Origin of the sequence: Streptomyces sp. NPDC058653, assembly GCF_042716895.1 — a bacterium.
Taxonomy (GTDB): Bacteria; Actinomycetota; Actinomycetes; order Streptomycetales; family Streptomycetaceae; genus Streptomyces.
The window spans coordinates 16,437-38,644 of sequence record NZ_JBHXRM010000052.1; the positions used below are offsets into that span (position 1 = coordinate 16,437).

Genomic DNA, 22,208 nt, shown 5'->3' on the forward strand with positions numbered 1-22,208 from the left:
TCTACCTCACGGTAAGGATGATCAGGACGAGCGCGGCGAAGCCGGCGGCGGCCTGCGCGTAGTACTGGTGGAGCAGTCCGGTCTGCGGGCGGCGCGCGGCGCGGCCGAGACTCCGGGCGCCGGACGCGACGGCGCGCACGGCCGCGTCGACGCCGCCGTCGTCCAGGCGGCGGGCGAGCTGCGCCGCCGCGAGTCCGCCCCGGGCGATCCCGCGTACGGCGCCGTCGACGACGCGGTCGTCGAAGACGGCCAGCGCTCTGGCCAGGGCGAGCACGGGACGGAAGACGGTGAGCCGCGCGGTCCGCTCAAGGAACAGCCAGTTCCGGGCCCCTCGCACGGCGGTGCGCGGCAGGGGCACGGGGCGCGACGCCCACCACCGGACGAACCCGGCGGCGGCGAGGGCGACACAGGCGGAGAGGGCGGGCTCCCACGCCTCGGGGGACGGTTCACCCTCGGCGCCGAGCAGGCCCCGGAGCCAGGAGTCCGGCCCCGGCAGGGCCAGTACGCCGAGGACGGCGGCGGCGAAGGTGAGGGCGAGGAGCGGGACCGGTGTCGTACGGGCGGTGTGACGGGTGCCGCGTCCCTCGGTGTCGTAGCCGGTCTCCGGGCCGGGCGGCAGGGGCCGGGTGACGTACCAGAGGGCCTTGAGGCTGTAGACGGCGGCGACGGCGGCGGCCATGAGCCCCACCACGTAGAGACCGACGCTCTCGGTCCGGGCGGCGGCGAGCACCTGGTCCTTGGCCGCCCACAGGGACAGCGGCGGCAGTCCGGCCAGGGTGAGCGCGCCGACGGTGAAGGCGGCGCCGACCGGCGGGTAGGCGCGGGCCGCACCGCGCAGGGCGGGCAGCCGCTTGGTGCCCAGCGCCGTCAGCCAGGCGCCGGCGGCGAGGAACAGGGCGGATTTCGTGGCGGCGTGGGCGACCAGCTGGGTGGTGCCCCCGGCCACCCCGTGACTGCCGGCCGCCAGCACGATGAAGCCGATCTGGGCGCAGGTGGAGGCCGCGAGCAGTTGCTTGAGGTCGGTCTGGGCGGCGGCGACCACTCCGAGGGCGAGGGCGGTCACCACGCCGGACCAGGCGACGAGCGGCCCGGCCCAGCCGGTCGCGGTCAGCAGGGGTTCCAGGCGCAGCAGCAGATAGGCACCGGCGGCGACCATCGTGGCGGAGTGCAGCAGTGCGGACACGGGGCTGGGTCCCTCCATGGCCCGGGACAGCCAGAAGGAGAAGGGCAGTTGGGCGGATTTGCCGAGCGCCGCCAGCACGATGCCCGCGGTGATCACATGCGGCCAGGGCGAGGCGGCCCCCGGCAGGGCGTCGAGACGCAGGGTGGTGACGCCCCCGGCGAGGGCGGCACCCGCCGCCACGTACAGGCCGAGGTCGGCCGTACGGGTCGTCAGGAACGCGACATCGGCGGCGAGCGCCGTGCCGGGCGCTCGCCGGCGGTGGCCGATGAGCGCCCAACTGGTGGCGCCCATCAGCTCCCAGGCCATCAGCAGCAGGGGGAGGGTGGTCGCGGTGACGGTGACGAGCATGGCGCCGGAGAAGACGAGCATCAGCCCGAAGAACCGGCCGCGGCCGGCGTCCGCGGAACGTTCGCGGCCCGCGTCGGCGGAACGTTCGCTACCGGCGTCCGCGCCGAACTCCCCCACCGCGAAGGCGAGGACGGCGGTGGTGACCGCCGCGACGGTGACCACCATGACCGCGGACAGGCCGTCGACCGCGAGGCCCGCGTCCATCCCGGCGAACAGGGGCGCGCGCACGGCCGGGCGGGTGAGGGCGGCGGCGATCGCGATCCCGAGCGTGGCCACGGCCACTGTCACCGCGACGGCGGGCACCCAGCGGTCGCGCCGTGGGACCGCCACGGTGAGCAGGGCTCCCGCGCCGAGCGGCAGCGTGACCAGCGCCCAGAGCAGCGCGCTCATCCCTTCAGATCCCCGGCCGCGTCGGTCGTCTCCGCGCGCCGGGCCCGGTAGAGGGCCGTGGTGACGGCGAAGCCCATGGCCATCTCCACGGCCATCGCCAACACGGCGGCGACGACGACCACTTGGCCGCTCGCGGCGGCCGGGGAGAGGAAGGACCAGTAGACGGCGGCGGCCACGACGACGCCGCCGATCATCAGCTCGATCCCCATCATGATCATGACGATGGACCGCTGGGAGAGCGCGCCGAACAGCCCGGTCGAGAAGAGTCCGGCGGCGAGGACCAGCAGCAGCTCGTACGTCATCGGCCCACTCCCCCACCGGCCGGGTCGTCGGCGGGCCGGCGGTCGAGATCGTCGCCGAAGCGGTCGTAACGGCCGCGCCCGGCGGCGAGCACCGTGGCCCCGACCATGGTGGCCAGCAGCACGAACCCGAGGGTGATCATGGTGAGCATCTGGTCCCCCATGAGCGACACGCCCAACTGGAAGGTGCTGTCGCCCGGCCGCGCACCCGTGCGGGCGGGCCGGCGCACCAGCGCGATCCCGGCGACCAGCGCGGCGAAGACCGCGCCACTGATGACCAGCGCGCCACGGGTGTTGTGCCGCATCGTCATCGGCATCAGACCGGCCGGATCCATCATGTACGCGACCATGAACCCGGCCATGATCACCATCTCCAGGACCATCATCAGCACGATCACCACGCCCAGGTACGGCAGTCCCAGCACCGTCACCACGCCGCCGACGCACACCAGGCAGCCCAGCAGCGCGAAGGTGACCCGGGCCATCGAGTCGAGCGTGAAGACCAGGACACCGCCGGCCAGGGCGAGCGGACCGAGCACCCACAGCAGCACAGTGTGCGTCACGCCCATCACACGCTCCTTCTCCACGGGCCGGGTCGGCCGACGGGTTGTTCCGGACGGGCGGCGTTACGGGCCGAGGGCCACGAGGGCCGGCACGAGCGCCTGCGCGACCGCCGCCGGCAGGAGGACCACCCAGGCGAACTCCACGTACCGGTCGGCGCGGAGCACCGGCAGCCGCCGCGCCGCACACACCAACAGCCCCAGCACGAGCACCGTCTTGACCAGCGACCACGCCCAGCCGGGCAGCCCCGGACCGGCGCCGCCGCCCAGGAACAGCGGCACCGCCATCGCCGCCCCGGCCGCCAGCCACAGCCACCGCCCGGCCTGGAGCAGCAGCCGGTCCACCCCCGAGGTCTCGCCCAGCACACCGCCCGCGATGTCGCGGCCGGCCGGATGGGCGAACGGGCCCAGAAAGCTGAACGCGAGCACCCCGGCCAGATGGACGGCGAAGGCGAACGGCATCCACACCGCGTACCAGAGGCCGTGCTGCGCGCCGGCGATCTCGGTGACCCGCAGGGACTGCGCGCCGGTGGCGGCCGAGATCAGGGCGAACATCAACGGCAGTTCGTACGCGAGGCCCTGGGCGACGAAGCGGTAACCGCCGACCAGGGAGAACGCCGCGTTCGGGCCCCACCCGGCCAGCCACAGCCCGGCCCAGGTCAGCACCTCCATGGCGTTGAACCACACGACTCCCACGGAGAGATCGGCGACCGCGTGGTTCCCGAACGGGATCACCAGCGTGGACAGCACCGCCGCGACAGGCACGGTGACCACGCCCAGGCGCCACAACGGCCGGTCCGAGGCGGGGAGCCGTCTGGGCTGCGCGATCAGGGCCCGGGGCACGGCGAGCAGCGGACGCAGCGCGCCGAGAGGGGTGACGGTCCGTCCGGAGGCCCGGTCGTCCAGCGCGGCGTCGCCGGCCGCGGCCAGGACCGCGAGGCCGAGCAGCAGGGCCGGGGCCACCGGCAGGGTCCACCACGCTCCCGCCTCAACCACGCGCCACCTCCGGGTGCCTGACGGCGAGTTCGTCCGGGTCGGGGTCGAGGCTGGCGACGACCAGACGCGCCGAGGCCAGCTCGGCACCCTCCAGCAGCCGGGGCAGCAGGGCGGCCAGGGCGGCCGACGGGGGCCGTCCGGCGTCCCACGGGCCGCGCGGGCTCTCCTCCGTACGGGGGTCGAGAAGGGTGGCTCCGTCGTCCGGTCGCCGGATGTCGGCGAGGGCGTCGGAGAGCCACCGCCGGTAGCGGGCCGGTACGTCCCCGTCCGCCCGCGCCGCCGGTCCGCCCACCCCCGCGGCCCGCGCGTCGGCGGCGGTGAGCGGGCCGATGTCCCGGGTCAGCCGGTACAGGGTCCGGGACCGGCCCACGCGGCGGGCGAAGCGGACCGCCCGGGGCAGAACGGCGTTCGCGGGTGCCCGCTCCAGCAGATCGTCGCGGAGCCGCCGGGCCGTGAGCGCCTCGGCGGGCCAGCCCGCCACCGCCAGCAACCGGCCCAGACTGTCCAGATGGGCCGCCGCCCGGCACCGGGCGGCCTCGGCGAGGCGCACCGGCTCACCGGCCGAGGCCCGGATCCAGGGCCCGCTCCAGAACGGGCCGGCGGGGCCGGTCGCGTACGGTTCGCCGAGCTGCGCAGACCGGACGACATCGCCCTGGAGCACGACCCGCACGACCAGTCCGGCCGGCCAGTCGGCGAGGAACGGCCCGAGCGACACGTGCAGTCGGTCCAGGGTCAGCCCGTCGCGGTCCTCGCCGAGCTGGGCCATCGGCAGCCCGGCGGGCATGCCCATGCCGTCGCTGTCGCCGCTGTGATCGGCCGCCGCTCTCTCGTGGCTCCGCCGCCCGCGCTCCGTCCTGCCCAGCCGGGCACGCCCGGTGTCGAGGACCGACGCCACGTCCTCGGGCCTCTCCGCCCGCAGGCGTGCGCGGGGACGGGCCATGTCCCGCCACACCCTGTCGAGTTGGGATTCCAGCGTCGGGCAGTCGGGGCCTGCCACCAGCAGCAGATCCGCCGAGGCCGGTGTCGGCGCCACCGCCCAGCCCCGGCAGCGCAGTTCCCTCTCGGCGGCCAGCCGTGCCGGGGTCCCGCCGGGTGTCGTCACCAGCAGCACGCGCGGCCGGAGGGCCGCCGCGCGCAGGAGAAGGTCCGTCAGGCCCATCGCAACGCCCCCTCCCGCCAGGCATACACGACGCCGCAGAGCAGAACGCCGAGGAAGACGAACATCTCGATCACCGCGGTGGGCCCCATCACGGAGATGACGAGCGTCCACGGATACATGAAGACCATCTCCATGTCGAAGGCGAGGAAGAGCATCGACACCGTGTACCAGCGCAGATGGAAGCGGCTGACCGCGTGCTCGACAGGCTCGTGCCCGGACCCGAACGGCCGGGCGTCCAACGGTTCGTGCGAGACGCGCAGGGCGCGCCCGGCGCCGTGGAGACCGGCCACGACGAGCAGTGCCAGGGCCAGCAGGGACAGCGCGGCCGTGAAGCCGTTCATCCGCTCACGCCTTCCCCGCTTCCCCGTCACATCGAATCGGCCGCACGCCCGGTCGCACGCGGCCGGTGTACGCCGGTGGCTCGGGCACTAGGGCTACGGTGCCCGAGCCGCCCCCACCAGGGGCGACAGCGTGCGGCGGCAGACGGGTGAAACGACCCACAGGCGGTGGTGGCCGGTATGTGTCCGTCCGTCAGGCCGACGCCGGGGGGCCGGTCCTCGCCGGTGAGGCGTCGAGCCGCCCACGGATCACCAGGGCCCGGGCCAGGCAGCCGAACGCGATCGTCGACGCCCACGCCCGCGCGGTGTTCCAGGCCGTCCACTTCGCCTCGTCGAGCCGGGCCCGAGCGGCGGCGCTCCCCACACCGGCGCCGGGTTCGGCCGCGGTCCTGAACTCCCCGTTGAGCGGCTCATGGACGCCGAACGTGATCACGACCGCGATCAGGTAACACACCAGTGCCACCCCGACCCAGACCAGCACCGCGCGGTGCTCCGGCCGTCGGTGGAGGACGGCGGACAGCGCGATGAGCGGCAGGGCGAGGGTGAATCCCCCGAGGAACAACGGATTGGTGATCGCCTCGTCGAGCGCCCGGAACGACGCCACGAAGGTACGGTCGTCGACCTCGCGCAGACCGGGCATGATCGCGTTCGACCAGCTCGCGAAGACACCGGCGAGCAGTCCGGTGGTCACGATCGCCAGAATCAGCATCACGGATCTCAGGCTGTCGCGCCGGGCGCGCCGCTGACGCGGGGTGTGGTCTGTCATGGTTTCGAGTACAACAGCGGCCGTCCGGGGTGACCATGCGCGAGGGTCTCGGCCCCATGCGCCGCCGTCCAGCCACCGGGGACGGGTGGGTCCGGGAGGGATCAGGCGGCGGCGTTGTTCTCGACGCGGTTCGCGCGCATGAGCCAGGTGGGGCCTTCGGCGTATCCGCTGACCTCGGCGAAGAACGCGCCGAAGTACGGGCCGCCCGCGTGGGTCTCCAGGGCCGAGGCGTCCGCGTAGACCTCGTTCAGATAGAAGACCGTGGAGTCCTTCTCGTCCTCCAGAAGCTCGAACCGGGCGGAGCCAGGCTCGTTCGCCACGGAGTCACGAGCCGTCTTCTTCGCAGCCCGGACGAAGTCGTCCCGATGCTCGGGCCGGACGGTGAAAGAAACGAGAATCTGGTACATGACCCGGGCCTCTCCGTCTTCTCGAAGGATGACCGGCTTGATCACCACAGCAATCACTCTCGCAACCACCGTCGGGGGCCGCAACCGCTCGGCCGCGTCCGTGGGCGACGTCCCTGAGCCGATGTCAGCGCTCAGCGCAGCAGCTTGATGACCTCGGCGAAGGCGGCCATGTGCGGCTCCAGCACGCTGATGTAGGTGATGCCGAACTGCTCGCGATAGCGCTGGAGCCGTTCCGCGATCTCCTGGGGCGATCCGGTCAGCACGCCGGGCAGCTGCGTGAGCTGCTCCTCGGGGAGCCCGCTCGCCCGGCGGATGATGTCGAGGTCGGCCTCCACGGGACTGGCGGCCACCGCAGCGACGAAGATGTTCAGCTCGATGTCGGGGAACCGGTCTCCGGCGCTCTCGCGCAGGATGCCGATACGGCGCGCCAGCGCGTCCTCCGGGGCCATGTGCTCGGTGACCCCGGCCATGATCGAGAAGCTGAAGATGTCGGCCTCCCGTCCGCCGAACCGCAGCATGCGGTCCCCGGCGCCGCCCAGCAGGATCGGCGGCAGGGGCGCGTCGGCCTCCGCGGCGAGCAGGGACCGGGTCGCCGCGAGGGTCGCCTCCAGTTTGCGCAGCCGCTCGCCGCCGGTGCCGAAGGGCAGACCGACGGCCTCGAACTCGGCCGGGACATAGCCGGCGCCGAGCCCCAGTTCCAGGCGGCCGTCGGTCAGCCGGTGCACGTCGGCGACGTCGCGGGCGAGATAGGCGGGGCTGAGGATGCCTGCGTTGAGCACGAACGTGCCCAGCCGCATCCGTGTGACCTCGGCCGCGGCCACCAGCGCCGGGAAGGGCGCGGTGGTGCCGAGGTGGTCGGCGACCTGGAGCACGTCGTATCCCAGATCCGCCGCCTCGCGGACCCGGGCGTGCCAGGCGGACCGTGAGCCGACGGTGAGGAGACTGATGCCGAAGCGGAACGGGCGTTGGGACATCTCTGTCCTCCGTACGTGGGTCGCGTGGCCGACGCTGTCGTCGGCGAGGGAGTGGGCCGATGACCCGCTCCGGGCTTATCACGCCCGCCCGCGCGGCGCGTTCGACCGCCACGCCGGCCAGGCGATCGGTCGGGTGATCGGTCGGGTGGCCGGCCAGTTGGCGGGGGCAGGTGATCTGTACAGGTGGCGGGGGTCAGGTGATCGGCTGCTCGGTCCAGATCGTCTTTCCGCGGAGCCCGTACCGGCTACCCCAGCGCGTCGTGCACTGGGCGACGATGAAGAGGCCCCGGCCTCCCTCGTCGGTGGCGTTCGCCCTGAGCAGTCGCGGCTGGGTGTTGCTGGAGTCGGTGACCTCGCAGATGAGGACGCCGTCACGGATGAGGCGTACGCCGACGGGGCCGCCCCCGTACCGGACCGCGTTGGTGACGAGCTCGCTGATCACGAGTTCGGTGTCCATGGACTGGGCCTCCAGCCCCCATGCCGCCAGCTGGTCCATGATGTCCCTGCGGGCGAGCGCCACCGAGTCCGGCTCGGCCGGGTACTCCCAGCTCGCCACGGAGTCCGGCGGGACCGCGCGGGTCCGGGCCAGCAGGAAGGCGACGTCGTCGTCCGTGGGCGTGGTCCCCAGATCGCTGAGCAGGGAATTGCCCATCGCCTCCAGGGAGCGGCCCTGGTCGTTGAAGGTCGCGAGCCGGGCCCGGAGACGGCGCATCCCGGTCTCGGAATCGTGATCCGCCTCCAGCAGGCCGTTCGTGAAGAGCACGAGCACGCTGCCCGGTTCGAGTTCCAGGGTCCTGGATTCGAACGGCACCCCACCCACGCCCAGCGGCGGACCGGGCAGGACGTCGATGAACTCCGTGGGGCCGCCGGGCCGCATCGCGACCGCGGGAAGCTGGCCGGCGCTCGCGAGAGTGCACTGGCGGGTCAGCGGGTCGTAGATGGCGTAGAGGCAGGTAGCGCCGACGGGGTCCTGGTCACCGGGGCCCTCCGCAGCCAGGCGCTGGACGAGTTCGTCGACGTGCGCGAGGAGTTCGGGGGGATCCAGTTCCAGATCCGCCAGGGTCTGTATGGCCGTACGCAGGCGTCCCATGGTGGCGGTGGCGGAGAGGCCGTGGCCGACGACATCGCCGATCACCAGGGCGACCCTGAGCGAGGGCAGAGTGATCACGTCGAACCAGTCCCCCCGGATACCGGCCCCCTTGCCCGCGGGCCGGTAGATCCCCACGGTGGACACGGCGGCGGACGACGTCGTCGCGCTGGGCAGCAGCCGCTCCTGGAGGGTGACCGCCGCGCGCTGCTCACGGTTGTGGCGGCGGGCGTTGTCGATGCCGAGGGCCGCCCTGGAGGTGATCTCCGTCAGGAGTTTCCTCTCGTCCTCCTGGAACGAATCCGGCGGCTCGTCGCGCCATACGGAGACGGTGCCCAGGATGAGGTCGCGAGCGATCAGCGGCGACACGGTGACGGAGTGGGCGAACGGCGGGACGAGTTGCTCCATCAGCTCCTCGTCGTCGAGGGCGGCCACCACGGAGGCCCGGTCCATGGTGACGACCTCACCCATCTGGATCTCCCGCAGCTGCGAGCTGTCGGGCAGGACCGGATACGGCGCCCCGGGCATGAGGATCTTGCCCAGCCAGGCCTCCGACGCCGACGCGATGGCCGACCGCAGCATGTGGGGCCTTCCGCCGCCCACCATTCTCGGCGGCTCGTCGCCGACGACCACGGCCTCGGCGAGGTCGACGGTCACCAGATCGCCCAGGTCCGGCACCAGCAGATCCGCCAACTCCTGCGCCGTCTCGGTCACTTCAAGGGAGGAGCCGATACGGACAGAGGCGTCGTGCACCCTGGCGAGACGGAGCCGCCGTTCCTGGTATCTGCGGGATCCGGGTCCACTCGTCGTATGCGCGAGGTCCGCGACGGCGACGTCGATCTCCCGCTGCGCGACCGGCCCCTCCAGCAGGGTCTCCGTCTCTTCCCGGCTCCCGGCCCACGCGGTCCTCGCCGCGAGCACCAGGCTCTCCCCCATGCCCTCCACCGGTACGACGCGGTAGGCGATCTCCGCGGCCCGGCTGTCGCCCTGCCGCGGATACGCGGTGTGCACTCCGGGTGTACGCAGGTCCGGACCGGGGTCGGGACCGGGTTCGCCGCCGGACTCCCGGGTCAGGAACTCACCGATCGACCGGCCACGGAGCTCCCGCGCGGACAGCCCGAGGAGCTCCGTCGCGGCGGGCGAGCACCAGAAGATCACCCCGTCGCGCCGGACCGCGACGACTGCCGGAGTTCCCTTGGGTGTCAGCTCACGCGGCGTCATGCTTCGTACCTCTTCGTGTGTGCTGGGCCGCCCATACGACCTTTCCGTCCGGTGTACGGCGGAATCCCCAGCTGTCGGCCGAGTGGGCGACGAGCAGAAGCCCGAATCCGTTGTCGCCCGGAGGGCCGGCCTGGCGGGGGCGGGGTGCGCCGGCTCCCGCGTCGGAGACCTCGCAGAGCAGGGTGTCGTGGCGGACCAGGCGCAGCCGGATGGGCGGCACGGCGTGTGTGAGCGCGTTGGTGAGCAGTTCGTCGGCGATGAGCTCGGTCGAGGGCACGAGGTCGTCCAGCCCCCAGGTCCGCAGCTGGGAGGCGACCGTCGAGCGGGCACGGGAGACGGCGGCGGGCTCGTTCGCTATGTCCCACGAGACGACGTGGTCCGTCTTCACGTCGTGGAACCGGGCCACGAGGAGTGTGGCGTCGTCGGTGAGCGAGCTGGTGTCCGCGGTTCCCAGCGCGGCTTCGCAGAGGTCCCGCAGGGGGGCCAGGGGTGTGGTGAGGGCGCCCGCCAGGCGGTTCATCCCGACGTCTATGTCGTCCTCGCGCGTCTCGACGAGCCCGTCGGTGTAGAGGGCGATGGTGCTCCCCTCGGAGGTTTCGATCTCCGCGGACTCGAAGGAGTTCACCCCGAGCCCCAGGGGCGTCCCGGGAGGGAGGTCGGGGAAGGCGGCGCCGTTCGCCGGGTCGACGATCACCGGAGGGGGGTGCCCGGCGCTGGCGATCTCCAGCCGCCGGCTGATCGGGTCGTGAACGGCGTACAGGCAGGTGGCCCCGACGGCGACCGGCCCGAGGCTCTCCGGGCCCTCCTGGTTGAGGCGCACGACGATGCGGTCCAGGCGCGACAGCAGCTCGCTGGGCGGCAGATCCATCTCGGCGAGGGTCTGCACCGCCGTACGGAGCCGGCCCATGGTGGCGGCGGCGTTGATCCCGTGCCCCACGACGTCGCCGATGACCAGGGCCGTCCGGGCGCCGCTCAGATGGATCACGTCGAACCAGTCGCCGCCGACCCTGCTGGCCATGTCCGCCGGCAGGTACCGGGCGTCCACCTCCACGGTTCGGCTTCCCACGAGTCGCTGCGGGAGCAGATGCCGTTGCAGGGCGAGGGCCGCGTCCGCCTCACGGGCGTATCTGCGGGCGTTGTCCAGGCTCAGTGACGCGCGTGCGACCAGTTCCTTCGCCAGCCAGAGGTCGTCCCGGTCGAACGGCGCCGGGGTCTCGTGACGGACGAACACGGCGACACCGAGCACGGCTCCGCGGGCCTCGATCGGCACGACGATCAGGGAGTGCATGCCCGTCTCGCGGATGACGCGGGCCCGCTCCGGGTCCTGGTCGAGCCAGTTGCCGGGTGTCGTGTCCAGAACGGGTTCGATGACGGCCCGGCCGCTCGACAGGGCCTTCGTGAACGGGGACGAGGGAGGTACGAACACGGGCTGGGCCCGGTCGAAGAGGGATTCCGGGGCTTGCGGATGGACGGATGCCACGCCCGCGCGGCGGAAGACGGGTATCCGGCCGTCGTCCGCCTCCAGCCGCTCCAGGGGCTCGCCGCCCAGGGGCACGGTGTCGGCGAGGTCGACGGTGACGTAGTCGGCCAGCCGCGAGATCGCGTAGTCGGCGAACTCCTGGGCGGTGCGTATCACGTCCAGGGTGGTGCCGATTTTCGTGCCGGCCTCGCTGAGCGTGTCCAGATGCTCGCGGTTCCGCCGCGCGGTGGTGACGTCGGAGCGCAGACCGCAGATGCCGAGCGGGGTGCCGTCGCCCCTTTCGAGGCGGTACATCGAGATGGAGTACGTACGCCTTCGGTGCAGGTCGCTCGGTGTGCGACGGGTGTACTCGTAGTCCAGGACCGTACGGCCGGTCCGCAGGACCTCCCTCATCACCGCTTCGAGGGACGGCACGTCGAGCGCGTCGCCGAGCACCTCCTCGATGCTCCGGCCCACCCACTGGTCCTGCGGGATTCCGCTCTCGGCCTCGAGCGCCGCGTTGACCCAGAGATAGCGCAGCCCGGTGTCCCAGATGACGGTGGCCACCGGTGAGTACGTGACGACGGCGGCGGAGACGGCCGCGTTCCAGGCCGCCTGGGCGTTGGTCTGCGGGTTGGCCGCGACGACCAGCCAGCCGGTCGTACGGGGCTTGCCGCGCCCGCTGAGCGGTGAGACCCGGACCTCCAGGGAGAGGGTGCCGCCCTCGCGGTGCCGGAACTTCAGGCGTCCCGACCAGTCCCCGCCGCCCCGGCTCCGCTCGGCGATGTCCGCCGCCACCGCCTCGCCGTCCTCGGACGAGTCCAGCATGAACGCCCCGGGCCGCCCGACGACTTCGGCCGCCGAGTAGCCCAGCAGGCGCCTGGCATGCCCGGTCCACCCCGTCACGGCACCCGCCGCGTCGAGAACCGCGACCGCGGCTTCAGCCATCATCGCGGTCGCAGTGCTGGTCGAACTCCGTGCGAACGTCATCCCGTGCCTTCCGGAGCGGGTGCCGTCGGCGTTGCCCTGCGGACCGCCGAGATGGGCGGCGCGCCGAGCACCGGAATCACTGCCGTTCGGCAGGGGCCTCGGAGCCGGCTCCCTGAACCGTTGAGGCCCACCGGCCCGATGCGACGGTGTTTTCCCTTCCGGGAAGCATCGGCAGCCGATCCACCCATACTCAACAAACAAGGCTAGGACAGGTCGGACCCGCTGGCGAATGGTCGCGGGGCGGGGCTCGTACGAGGGCGGGGCCGCCCTCGTCAGCTCAGCAGTGTCAGCCCGTCGGGGGCGTCGATGCCGAAATCCTCCGCCAGCACGCGGCGCGCGTCCGCCTCGTCGTCGAGCTTCCGCTCCGTGACCGTCCCGTCGTCGCCGGTCCCGGTCACCCGGTCGCCGTCGAGCAGCAGATGCCCGTCCGGTGTCAGGCGCTGGACGTACAGGCGGTGCGAGAACGGGGAGCGCGGGTTCGTGGCGACGTGCCAGTTGACGACCTCGTAGTCGGAGTGCTCGAAGGGCTCCAGCGTGAAGGCGTACTGCGCCGTCCAGCCGCCCCGCGAGGGCTCCGCGGGCGTGTCGTGGGCCTCCAGCACCCACATCTCCAGCGGCCCCCGGTGGGGTACGCGCACCAGCCGGTGCCGGCGCCCGGCACCGTAGAACTCGGTGTCGGCGACCAGGGGCACCGGTTCCAGCAGGGAGCCGATGGCTCCGAAGCCGACGTCGGCCAGACAGCGCCGCGGGTCGCCGGGGATCTCGACCAGCAGGGCCATGTGCGTACGGGGACGGTCCTCGAAGCGCTCCGCCCCGAGGACGACGCGGGCGCTCAGCCGGGTCACCCCGAAGCCCAGGGCCTCCAGGGCGGTCGCGTACAGCGTGTTGTGCTCGTAGCAGTAGCCACCGCGCCGGCGATCGTGCACCAGCTTGGCCATCAGGTCGCCGAGGCCGAGGGAGGGCGCGGTACCGCCGACGGCGTCGAGGTTCTCGAAGGCGATGGCCTCCAGATGGGCGAGGTGCGTGCCCCACAGGGTGTCCGCGTCGGCCCGCCGCTCCCCCGTCCAGCCGATCCGCTCCAGGTACGCGTCGAGGTCGAACCCTGTCGTTGTCCGTGTGCTGTCAGCCATGCGGCCCACGCTATGTTCGGCCGGGAGGCGCCTGCCATCGGCTTTCGGCCCTAGGGCCTGGCTCTGCCACGTGCTTCGGCCTCCCGGCCCAGAGCGCATGAATGCGGTAGGTTCATCGCATAATGTCCGCTTATGGTCCCCCGGATTGAGGGGCCCGCCAGCGGGGTCAACGCCGAGAAGGGCCAGGAACAGTGACCGCACTGACGCTCCAGGAAGCGATCGACCGGACCGCGGCCGGCGTCGCCAAGGCCGCCGAGATGGGCGTGGCCATGAACGTCGCCGTGGTGGACGACGCGGGCCACCTCCTGCACTTCTCGCGGATGGAGGACGCCTGGCTGGGCTCGATCGACATCGCGATCAGGAAGGCCAGGACCGCGGTCTACTTCAAGATGCCGACCGCCGAGATCGGCAAGCTCTCCCAGCCCGGCGGCGAGCTCTTCAACATCGAGGTCACCAACGGCGGCCTGGTGACCTTCGGCGGCGGTCTGCCCCTCGTCAGGGACGGGCGCGTCGTCGGCGCCGTGGGCGTCTCGGGCGGCCGGGTCGCCGAGGACACGGCGGTCGCCGAGGCCTGCCTCGCCTGACGCGGCTCGAACCGCCCGGTGGCGCTGACCTCCGCGGTATCCGTGCGGCCGTTCCTCTGGTCCGCCGATCTCAGGCGTGCTGACGCTCCGCCCGCCGCTGGATCAGCTCCTCCACCGCGCTCGGCAGCGTGGTCTCGAAGTCGATGAGTTTCGCCCAGGTCGGGGTGACGACGATCCGGACCATTCCGTCGTAGAGCGAGCGGACCTCTGCCTCCCATTCGACGCGCTGCTCGGGTGTCATCTCGTAACTGCCGTTCATCTGGAGATACTCGTCCGGGATGCCCTCCACGACGTCCAGCTCGGCACGCCCGCGGACGAGCAGGATCTTCGGCGGGTGGACCTCGGTGTCGATGGTCAGGGCGACCATGGGGTTCGCGCGCAGCGCGGGCAGTTTCGGGGCGTTCTTCGAGGTGCACAGGACGATCTCCGAACCGTTCCAGGAGAACGCGATCGGGATGCTGCGCGGCGTGCCGTCCTTGGCGACGTAGGCCAGCCTGGTCAGGTCGCGGGCCAGCAGTTCGCGGCTGAGCGGGCGGTTCAGGATCTCGGTGATCTCGGTCTGCCGCATGGTGGTCGCTCCTTCGTCGGCGTGGTCGAGCGGCGGGTACGTGGCCGCTTCTGCCCCTGGGACGGAGCGGGCCCGGTGTTCTCGACATCCGGGCGCGGTATTTCTCGAAGATCTCCTGAGTCCGAAGCGCCCGGCCCGACGACCCGGGCGGCGCGTTGCGTCCGAGCGGATTCCGCCGCGACCTATCGTGCGGAAATGACCACCAGCGATACCGCCCCTTTCGGCGGGCGTCTCCTCATCGGCGCTACGGGCGCCGCCGCCGTCGCCTCCCTTCCCCTGTACATCAGCGCGCTCCGCGGCGCGTTCAGCGGGACCGTCACCGTCCTGATGACGCATACGGCGACCACTTTCCTTCCCCCGCACACCGTCGCGCTGTTCGCGGACCGAGTGGTCACGGGAACGGACCCGGACGAATGGGCCCAGGAGAATCATGGGACCCTCGCGGCGGAACACGACATGATGGTCGTCCTGCCGGCCACCGCGAACGTGCTGTCCGTCACCGCGACGGGCGCGGTCCCGAACATGTTGTCCGCGACGATCCTGGCCGCCGAATTCCCCGTGGTATTCGTCCCGGTGATGACCGGCGAGATGTGGCAGAAGCCCGCCGTGCGACGCAACGTCGAACAGCTCCGACTCGACGGATACCACGTCGTCGATCCTCCCTGGGGAGAGCGGTACGACGTCGGGCTCGGCACGTTCATCGGGACCCCGATGCCTCCGGCCCCGCCCCAGTTCGTCGAACTCGTCCGGGAGTTCATGCCGGAGCCCGGGCCCCCCGGCGAATGAGCGGTCCGGCCCGCCCGTGGCCGTGCGCCCGCCCCCGGTCTAGCGTGACGCCATGGCCATGCAACCCTGGTTCCCCGACGCCAAGCTCGGCATATTCGTGCACTACGGGATCTACGCCGTCGACGGCGTGCCCGAGTCCTGGGCCTTCTATCTCGGCCAGGTGCCGCACGCCCGGTACATGAGGCAGCTCGACGGCTTCACCGCGTCGGCGTACGACCCCGAGGGCTGGGCCGATCTCTTCGCGCGCGCGGGCGCCGGGTACGCCGTACTGACCGCCCGGCATCATGACGGCGTCGCGCTGTGGGACACCGCCCAGGGAAATCTCAACGTCGTACGGCACACTCCGGCGGGCCGCGACCTGGTCGCGCCGTACGTCGACGCGCTGCGCGCCCGGGGGCTCAAGGTCGGCCTCTACTACTCCCACTCCGACTGGAACCACCCCGACTACGCGAGCGTGCGGCACCCCGACCCCCCGCACCACAACCCCGGCATCAACACCAACCCGTTCAGCGCTCCCCCCGTCGGCGCCGCCGACGACCCCGGTGCCTGGAGCCGCTTCCTGGACTACCGCGACGCCCAGGTGGGCGAACTCGTCGACCGCTTCGCGCCCGATCTGATCTGGTTCGACGGCGAGTGGGAACGCGCCGAGGAACAGTGGCGGACGGGTGAGCTGGCGGCGCTGATCCACGCGGGAAACCCGAGGACCGTCCTCAACGCCCGGATGCTCAGCCACGGCGACTACGCCACCCCGGAGCAGGGTGTCCCGCTCCAAGCCCCGGACGGGCCCTGGGAGTTGTGTCTGACGGTCAACGACTCCTGGGGTTTCCAGCCCACCGACCACCAGCACAAGTCCGTACGCCGGCTGGTGCGTTACTTCGCCGAGACCATCGGGATGGGGGGCAATCTCCTCCTGGACGTGGGCCCACGGGAGGACGGCACGATCACCCCGGAGCAGACGGCGCGCCTCGAAGGGCTCGGGGCGTGGATCGCCCGGCACAGGGAGGCGGTGTACGGCACCGTCGCCGGACTGCCCGCAGGACACCACTACGGCCCCAGCACGCTCTCCGCCGACCGGCGGACCCTCTACCTGGTCTGCTTCGACCCGCCCCGGGAGACGGTCGCGGTACGGGGACTGCGTACGCCGGTCACGCGCGTGACCGTCCTCGGCACGGGCACCGAACTCGCCCACCGTGTCGTCGGCGGCCTGCACGACGTGCCGGGCGTCCTGTGGACGGACGCTCCCCATGCGTCGGACGTGGACCCCGAGGCGACGGTACTCGCGCTCGAACTGGCCGGAGAGCTCGACCTCTACCGAGGACCGGGCCTGGCCTGACCCTCGCCCGGCCTCGCGCGGCCTGACGGGCAGGCCACGGATCGATCGCTTGAGTGGCGCGTCATGCGCCCCGGCGTCCGTCTGGGAGGAAAAATGCTCCCATGGTCACCGAAATCGCGATTATCGAAGTCCGGCCCGGCCAGGAGGCCGCGTTCGCGACCGCCTTCCAGAATGTCGGCCACGAACTCCTCGCCACGACGCCCGGGTGCCTCAGCGTGAAGATGTACCGGAGCGGTGAGAGTTCGCGGTTCGTCGGCGTGAACGAGTGGGAGTCCTGGGAAGCCCATCTCGACAACTTCCGTGGCACCGACCGGTATACGAGGTACGGGGAAGCTCTCCGGCCGTACTTGTCCGCGCCTCCGGTCGTCGAGCGGTTCACCGACGTGACGAGCGGCTGAGGCCATGCGCCGGCGGGGTGGCCGACGGAGCCGCCCCCTCATCGTGCCGGGGTGGTCCCGGCGATCCAGTTGTGGCCCATCTCGCTCTCGCGTTCACCCACCGCCGACGAGGCGTCGAGGCGGGCGATCTCCTCGGTGGAGAGGGCGAGTTCGGCGGCGCCGGCGTTCTCCTCCAGCCGCTCGATGCGCAGGGTGCCCGGGATGGGCACGACGTCCGGCGCCTTGGCCAGCAGCCAGGCCAGCGCGACCTGCCCGGGCTGTGCGCCGTGCGCCGCCGCGATCCCGCGCACCACGTCGACGGCCCGCAGGTTCACGTCGAAGAACTCCTCGGAGAACCGCGGCATCCCGCGCCGGTAGTCGTTCTCCGGCAGGTCGTCCCGCGACCTGATCTTCCCTGTGAGCATGCCGCGCCCCAGCGGGCTGTACGGCACGAGGCCGATGCCCAGTTCCCGGCACGCCGGCACGACCTCGTGCTCGACGTCCCGGCTCCACAGGGACCATTCGGTCTCCACGGCGGCGATGGGGTGGACGGCGTGGGCACGCCGGACGGTGTCGGCGGACGCCTCGCTGAGTCCGAGGTGGCGCACCTTGCCCTCCGCGACGAGTTCCGCCATGGCCCCCACCGTCTCCTCGATGGGCACGCCGGGATCGACGCGGTGCTGGTAGTAGAGGTCGACATGGTCGGTCCCGAGCCGGGTCAGCGATCGCTCGATGGATTCGCGTACGTACTCGGGGCGGCCGTTGACGACGGGCGGGCCCTCGGGGGTGATGGCGCGGACGATTCCGAACTTGGTGGCGAGCACGACCTTGTCACGGCGGCCGGCCACGGCCTTGCCGATGATCGCCTCGCTGGGGCCGTAGCCGTCGGCCGTGTCGATGAGCGTCACCCCGAGATCAAGGGCGCGGTTGAGCAGCTCATCGGCACCGTCGGCGATGTCGTTCTCGCTCTGGCCGTACGGGCGGGCGAAGCCCATGGCGCCGTAGCCGATGGCGCCCACCACCGGGCCGTTCGTGCCAAGGAGACGTTGGGGGAGAGTCATGGGAAACCTCACGAATTGTGATAGTTCAAGGGGGAAGTCGCCTTCGTTCCCGTTCGCCACCATGCTATGTCCTCAGGTGAGGACATGCAAACGGTGCCTCCGTACCACGCGCGGAGACGGGAGGCGCCCGCGCGCTTCGTATCCTGGTGCGTATGCAAGATGACGACGGCGCTCCCCCCGCCACGGCCCGACGCAGAGACTCCGCCGCGACGCGGGCGGCGATCCTCCAGGCGGCCCGGCGGCTCTTCGTCGAGCGCGGTTACGACGGCGCGGGCGTGCGGGACATCGCCGGCGCCGTCGGCGTCGACCCCCGGCTGATCGGCCGCTACTTCGGCTCCAAGGAGAAGCTGTTCGCGGAAGTGGTCGGCCTCGCCTACCAGAAGTCGCTCATGATGACGCCCGAGCTGAACGGGGAGGCGGCCCGCGCGCTGCTGATCGACGCCGACCGGTCCGCCCTGGAAGGACTGCTGCTGACCCTGCGATCCGCGGCGAACCCACAGGCGGCGGCGATCATGCGGGACATCATCGAGAACAGCTACCAGCACCTCCTCGCCGACGCACTGCCCGGCAGGCAGACCGACAGCCGCGCCGCGCTCCTGGTCGCCATCTGCTCCGGCGTCCTGCTCACACGCATGATCCTGGGCAACACCCAGCTCAACGGCCCGGAGGCCGAGGATCTGATTCCCCTCCTCCACAAGGCCCTTGACGCCGTCGCGATGGCACCGGAGCCACCCACGACGGCGTGATCGTCTCCCGTACACACGCCGAGGCCGACGACCGCACGCGCATTCCCCAGCCGCCCGGCGAGCCCTGCCGCGACGCGGGGCCGATCCCGGGGCCGGGAAATGCGGCACGCACCGGGCGAAAGCGGCGATAGTCGGCACATGGGAGATAAATCGAGTTTCTGGGAGCGTAGGAGGATGAGCAGATACGAGAGGGGAAGCTGGGAACTCAAGGAGAGTCTCTGCTCGCGCGTGAGCGAGCTGGAAGCGCTCCTCGAGACCAGGGCAGGGCAGGGACAGGTGCCCGCGGCGGTACAGCCCCTGGCGGCGCAGGCGTTCAAGGAGCTCAAGGAAGCCAGGGAGCAGCTCCACCACGATCATCTGCGACAGCACCCGGCGGCCCACCTCGCGGTGGCCCAGACCCATTACGACGCCGCGCACAACCTCATGCTGCGTCTGTCTCCCCTGGACGACGTCAAGGCGATGCTGTCCGGCCTGGTCGCGTACGTCCGGGAGCATCTCCCTGTCACCGACGAGCGGAGAGTGCAGGTCGAGGAGATCGCCCTCTCCGTCCGGGCGGGGGGAATCCTCGACGACGTACAGCGCGAGGTGCTCGTCGACGCGATGACCGTCGCCCGGCAGGGGCATCTGAAGGAGGCCCTCAGGGTCCGCAGTTTCGCCTACATCGTCTACGGCATGGCGGCGGTTCTGGCGGTCGTCGCCATTCTGGTCGGGCTGCTCGGCGGTCTGTCACCGAGAACGGTTCCCCTCTGTTTCAACCCCGAGCGCATGGGAGTGGTCTGTCCCACCGCGAGCGCCGACGGCGGAGGAGGAGGCCCGGAGGCCCCGGGCGACGTCGACGACCTGTACGCCACCGTGGCATCCCGGTGGGACTATCTCGTCGTCGAATTCGTCGGGCTCGTGGCCGCCACCGTTGCCGCGGCCACCTCACTGCGACGTATCAGGGGCACGTCCACGCCCTACAACGTTCCCGTCGCGCTGGCGTTGCTGAAACTGCCGACCGGTGCGCTCACGGCCGTGCTCGGACTGCTGCTCATGCGCGGGGAGTTCGTGCCGGGTCTCCAGGCACTCGATTCATCGGCGCAGATCATCGCGTGGGCCGCCATTTTCGGCTACGCCCAGCAGCTCTTCACCGTGTTCGTCGACAATCAGGGCCAGTCCGTTCTCAACTCCGTCGGGGGCCCGACCAAGCAGGCCGGCAAGCGCAAACGCGATTCCCAGACCCCGGCCGCGTAGAGCGGACCGCTGACGCGTAGAGCCTCGCGGTGGACGCGAGGCTCGAATGGACTCACTGCTCGGATTTCCCGGTCACGCCGCTGCCGCATCCGATTTGGCGACTATGAGCCGCTGATCGGGATAAATCAGATCCGGGTCCTTGATCCGGTTCCACTTGACAAGCTTGTCGACCGTTTGTCCGTACGTCTTGGCGATGGCGCCGAGCGTGTCACCTGCCTTCACCGTGTAGAAGATGTCCTTGGGTGAGTCGCTCTGAGCAACGATCAGCCGGTCACCAGGATGAATCAGATCCGCGTCATCGATCTGATTCCACTTGACGAGCTTCTCGACCGTTGTCCCGAACATCTCGGCGATTTCACTGAGCGTGTCACCGCGCTGGACCGTGTAGTGCGTGAGGTGTGTCGTTTGTGTCGTCATGGTTAAAACGATAGACCCCATTGGAGCAATCTTCTCGTCGGGAGAGAGCGCCGACACACGACCCCTCCGGGGGCCCATTGAGCCAGGTGAGTGACGCTCGGAGTCCTGGGCGTGCGGGGAGCGGGACGGCACGGTACGGGTGGACAGTCGGCCCCTTTTTTCCGGTCCCCGCCGTTCTCGTCGAACCACGAAGGAGACGTCATGACGGATGTGGTCAGGTTTCCGATCGTCTATGTGAGGGGATTCGCGGGCGACACCTCGGGGATCAACTCCGCCGTCGTGGACCCCTTCTACGGATTCAACGAAGGGTCCACCCATGTACGGGTCGGTCCGGACGACCGGCCCAGCTTCTACCAGTTCGAGAGCCCGCTGCTGCGACTGCACACCGACGAGGATTACCAGATTCTCGTCGAGGGCGACCAGGAGGCCTATCTCGACAGTCATGACGCCATTGCGCCCAACAGCATCTGGGTGCACCGCTTCTACGACGCCTCCGCGAGCACCTGGGGCGGGAAACCCGAGGAGTTCCGGCTGGAGGACGCGGCGGCCGACCTGTTGCGTCTGGTCGAGAAAATCCGGGCCAAGACCGGTGCGCCCCGCGTGATTCTCGTCGCCCACTCCATGGGCGGGCTCATCTGCCGCTCACTCCTGCAGAAGATCCTCCCCGATCTGAATCGCGAACCGACGGATTACGTCGACAAGCTCTTCACCTACGGAACCCCGCACGGAGGTATCACCTTCGACATCGGTTTCGGACTCCTGGAGAAAATACGGGATGTCACCGGCGTCGACGGAGCCGACATCTTCGGCCCGCGGCGCATGTACGAGTATCTGACCCCGGAGAGCGACCTGGACCCGCAGGGCCCTCCCGGCTCCTGGAGTCCTCGTGACATGCCCGAGGGCCCCGGGTCCTTCCCTCGGCACCGGGTCTTCTGCCTGGTGGGGACCGACCCGAAGGACTACGACGTCGCGCTCGGCCTGTCCTCGGCCGCGGTCGGAGCCCGGAGCGACGGGCTCGTACAGATCGAGAACGCCTATGTCCCGGGCGCCCACCGCGCGTATGTGCACCGCAGCCACAGCGGACGGTACGGCCTGGTCAACTCCGAGGAGGGATACCAGAACCTGCGACGTTTCCTCTTCGGCGACCGGAAGGTCGAGGCCGCACTGGTCGACCATCGGCTCGCTACGGGAGACGGCGTCACCTGGCAGGCCGAGACGCGGCTGTCGGTACGTGGCCTGCCGATCGTGATGCACGAACAACTGGCCTCCCACTGGTGCCCCATCCAGCTCTCCGCCCAGCACGCCGACGACTCGTCCGACGGGGCCGTCCCACTGGCCACGACATTCCTGTGCGGCGACCTGTCGCGTCCGCCGGGTGTCGGGACCATGCGTTACGCGCTGCACGTGCGGGTGCTCTCGCTACGGGAACACCACGGGTTCCTCAGCTTCGGCGACCATCTCGAACAGACCGCCGACTTCGACGACATCCTGGTCGTCGACATCGGTACGGCGGACACCGGTCCCGGGATCTGGGCCACCTGGAACTCCGTCATCCCGGGCGCCATCAGTCACCACGAACCCGACGGCACGCCCCTCGACGACGAGGACCCGGACGGCGGTGTGTGGGTCGCGGACATCCCGGTGCCCGCCACCGCCGTGCCCATCCTCGGTGAGGGGTCGCGAATCCGGCTCACCGTCACTCCCTGGGCGTAGGAGCCGGCGCACGACAGTGGCGGGCTCAGCGATTCGGCGACACAGCTCCGCGACATGCACGCGTGCTGCCGCCGCGATCGAAT

At 71.1% G+C, this 22,208-nt stretch carries 22 protein-coding genes; 7 read left to right on the forward strand and 15 right to left on the reverse strand.

Annotated features, from left to right (window positions below; genetic code table 11):
• Position 1: 1 nt before the first annotated feature.
• The 12 genes from ACFWU9_RS31645 to ACFWU9_RS31700 all read right to left on the reverse strand — a co-directional run bounded on the left by ACFWU9_RS31645 (position 2) and on the right by ACFWU9_RS31700 (position 13,307).
• On the reverse strand, positions 2 to 1,921 hold the full coding sequence (locus ACFWU9_RS31645; RefSeq protein WP_384324505.1) for an NADH-quinone oxidoreductase subunit L: 1,920 nt from the start codon (positions 1,919 to 1,921) through the stop codon (positions 2 to 4).
• Positions 1,918 to 2,223 carry an NADH-quinone oxidoreductase subunit NuoK gene (locus tag ACFWU9_RS31650; RefSeq protein WP_384324506.1) on the reverse strand — a complete coding sequence of 102 codons (306 nt, stop codon included), beginning with the start codon at positions 2,221 to 2,223 and terminating at the stop codon, positions 1,918 to 1,920. The genes ACFWU9_RS31645 and ACFWU9_RS31650 overlap by 4 nt, the downstream gene beginning before the upstream one ends.
• Positions 2,220 to 2,789 (reverse strand): NADH-quinone oxidoreductase subunit J, encoded by a 570-nt coding sequence (locus ACFWU9_RS31655; protein WP_384324507.1) that lies wholly within the window; start codon positions 2,787 to 2,789, stop codon positions 2,220 to 2,222. The genes ACFWU9_RS31650 and ACFWU9_RS31655 overlap by 4 nt, the downstream gene beginning before the upstream one ends.
• A gap of 57 nt (positions 2,790 to 2,846) precedes the next feature.
• The gene (locus ACFWU9_RS31660; RefSeq protein ID WP_384324508.1) at positions 2,847 to 3,776 is read right to left on the reverse strand and encodes an NADH-quinone oxidoreductase subunit H; all 930 of its coding nucleotides are present in this window, start codon (positions 3,774 to 3,776) and stop codon (positions 2,847 to 2,849) included.
• Positions 3,769 to 4,935 (reverse strand): hypothetical protein, encoded by a 1,167-nt coding sequence (locus tag ACFWU9_RS31665; RefSeq protein WP_384324509.1) that lies wholly within the window; start codon positions 4,933 to 4,935, stop codon positions 3,769 to 3,771. Before ACFWU9_RS31665 ends, ACFWU9_RS31660 begins: the two co-directional genes overlap by 8 nt.
• Positions 4,926 to 5,276: an NADH-quinone oxidoreductase subunit A gene (locus ACFWU9_RS31670; RefSeq protein WP_384324510.1), complete on the reverse strand. Its 351-nt coding sequence runs from the start codon at positions 5,274 to 5,276 to the stop codon at positions 4,926 to 4,928. Before ACFWU9_RS31670 ends, ACFWU9_RS31665 begins: the two co-directional genes overlap by 10 nt.
• A 190-nt stretch (positions 5,277 to 5,466) precedes the next feature.
• On the reverse strand, positions 5,467 to 6,039 hold the full coding sequence (locus ACFWU9_RS31675) for a DUF1772 domain-containing protein (RefSeq protein ID WP_384324511.1): 573 nt from the start codon (positions 6,037 to 6,039) through the stop codon (positions 5,467 to 5,469).
• A 101-nt stretch (positions 6,040 to 6,140) separates the two neighbouring features.
• Positions 6,141 to 6,446, reverse strand: a complete 306-nt coding sequence (locus ACFWU9_RS31680; protein WP_384324512.1) for a putative quinol monooxygenase — start codon at positions 6,444 to 6,446, stop codon at positions 6,141 to 6,143.
• Between the two features lie 131 nt (positions 6,447 to 6,577).
• Positions 6,578 to 7,420 carry a TIGR03621 family F420-dependent LLM class oxidoreductase gene (locus tag ACFWU9_RS31685; RefSeq protein WP_384324513.1) on the reverse strand — a complete coding sequence of 281 codons (843 nt, stop codon included), beginning with the start codon at positions 7,418 to 7,420 and terminating at the stop codon, positions 6,578 to 6,580.
• Positions 7,421 to 7,613: 193 nt separating this feature from the next.
• The gene (locus tag ACFWU9_RS31690) at positions 7,614 to 9,728 is read right to left on the reverse strand and encodes a SpoIIE family protein phosphatase (protein ID WP_384324514.1); all 2,115 of its coding nucleotides are present in this window, start codon (positions 9,726 to 9,728) and stop codon (positions 7,614 to 7,616) included.
• On the reverse strand, positions 9,715 to 12,138 hold the full coding sequence (locus ACFWU9_RS31695) for a SpoIIE family protein phosphatase (RefSeq protein WP_384324515.1): 2,424 nt from the start codon (positions 12,136 to 12,138) through the stop codon (positions 9,715 to 9,717). Before ACFWU9_RS31695 ends, ACFWU9_RS31690 begins: the two co-directional genes overlap by 14 nt.
• 311 nt (positions 12,139 to 12,449) lie before the next feature.
• Positions 12,450 to 13,307 (reverse strand): arylamine N-acetyltransferase, encoded by an 858-nt coding sequence (locus tag ACFWU9_RS31700; protein WP_384324516.1) that lies wholly within the window; start codon positions 13,305 to 13,307, stop codon positions 12,450 to 12,452.
• Between the two features lie 191 nt (positions 13,308 to 13,498).
• On the opposite strand from ACFWU9_RS31700, the gene ACFWU9_RS31705 reads away from it, so the two are divergent.
• On the forward strand, positions 13,499 to 13,891 hold the full coding sequence (locus tag ACFWU9_RS31705) for a heme-binding protein (protein WP_384324517.1): 393 nt from the start codon (positions 13,499 to 13,501) through the stop codon (positions 13,889 to 13,891).
• 70 nt (positions 13,892 to 13,961) lie between these two features.
• Here ACFWU9_RS31705 and ACFWU9_RS31710 read toward each other — a convergent pair whose 3' ends face one another.
• Positions 13,962 to 14,459, reverse strand: coding sequence for a pyridoxamine 5'-phosphate oxidase family protein (locus ACFWU9_RS31710; protein ID WP_384324518.1), 498 nt, complete (start codon positions 14,457 to 14,459; stop codon positions 13,962 to 13,964).
• Between the two features lie 195 nt (positions 14,460 to 14,654).
• On the opposite strand from ACFWU9_RS31710, the gene ACFWU9_RS31715 reads away from it, so the two are divergent.
• The 3 genes from ACFWU9_RS31715 (at position 14,655) to ACFWU9_RS31725 (ending at position 16,976) form a co-directional block, all read left to right on the forward strand.
• Positions 14,655 to 15,245: a flavoprotein gene (locus ACFWU9_RS31715; protein WP_384324519.1), complete on the forward strand. Its 591-nt coding sequence runs from the start codon at positions 14,655 to 14,657 to the stop codon at positions 15,243 to 15,245.
• Between the two features lie 52 nt (positions 15,246 to 15,297).
• Complete coding sequence (locus ACFWU9_RS31720) at positions 15,298 to 16,578, forward strand: alpha-L-fucosidase (protein WP_384324520.1); 1,281 nt, start codon at positions 15,298 to 15,300, stop codon at positions 16,576 to 16,578.
• A 101-nt stretch (positions 16,579 to 16,679) separates the two neighbouring features.
• On the forward strand, positions 16,680 to 16,976 hold the full coding sequence (locus tag ACFWU9_RS31725; protein ID WP_384324521.1) for a putative quinol monooxygenase: 297 nt from the start codon (positions 16,680 to 16,682) through the stop codon (positions 16,974 to 16,976).
• A gap of 38 nt (positions 16,977 to 17,014) precedes the next feature.
• Here the strand turns inward: ACFWU9_RS31725 and ACFWU9_RS31730 are convergent, their stop codons facing one another.
• Positions 17,015 to 18,016, reverse strand: coding sequence for an aldo/keto reductase (locus ACFWU9_RS31730; RefSeq protein WP_384324522.1), 1,002 nt, complete (start codon positions 18,014 to 18,016; stop codon positions 17,015 to 17,017).
• 152 nt (positions 18,017 to 18,168) lie between these two features.
• Between ACFWU9_RS31730 and ACFWU9_RS31735 the strand changes: the two genes are divergently transcribed.
• Complete coding sequence (locus ACFWU9_RS31735; protein WP_384324523.1) at positions 18,169 to 18,762, forward strand: TetR/AcrR family transcriptional regulator; 594 nt, start codon at positions 18,169 to 18,171, stop codon at positions 18,760 to 18,762.
• 174 nt (positions 18,763 to 18,936) lie between these two features.
• A complete protein-coding gene (locus ACFWU9_RS31740; RefSeq protein ID WP_384324524.1) occupies positions 18,937 to 19,995 on the forward strand; it encodes a hypothetical protein in 1,059 nt (352 codons plus the stop codon).
• 72 nt (positions 19,996 to 20,067) lie between these two features.
• Here ACFWU9_RS31740 and ACFWU9_RS31745 read toward each other — a convergent pair whose 3' ends face one another.
• On the reverse strand, positions 20,068 to 20,412 hold the full coding sequence (locus ACFWU9_RS31745) for a LysM peptidoglycan-binding domain-containing protein (RefSeq protein ID WP_384324525.1): 345 nt from the start codon (positions 20,410 to 20,412) through the stop codon (positions 20,068 to 20,070).
• A 201-nt stretch (positions 20,413 to 20,613) separates the two neighbouring features.
• On the opposite strand from ACFWU9_RS31745, the gene ACFWU9_RS31750 reads away from it, so the two are divergent.
• The gene (locus ACFWU9_RS31750; protein WP_384324526.1) at positions 20,614 to 22,125 is read left to right on the forward strand and encodes an esterase/lipase family protein; all 1,512 of its coding nucleotides are present in this window, start codon (positions 20,614 to 20,616) and stop codon (positions 22,123 to 22,125) included.
• Positions 22,126 to 22,208 lie beyond the last annotated feature (83 nt).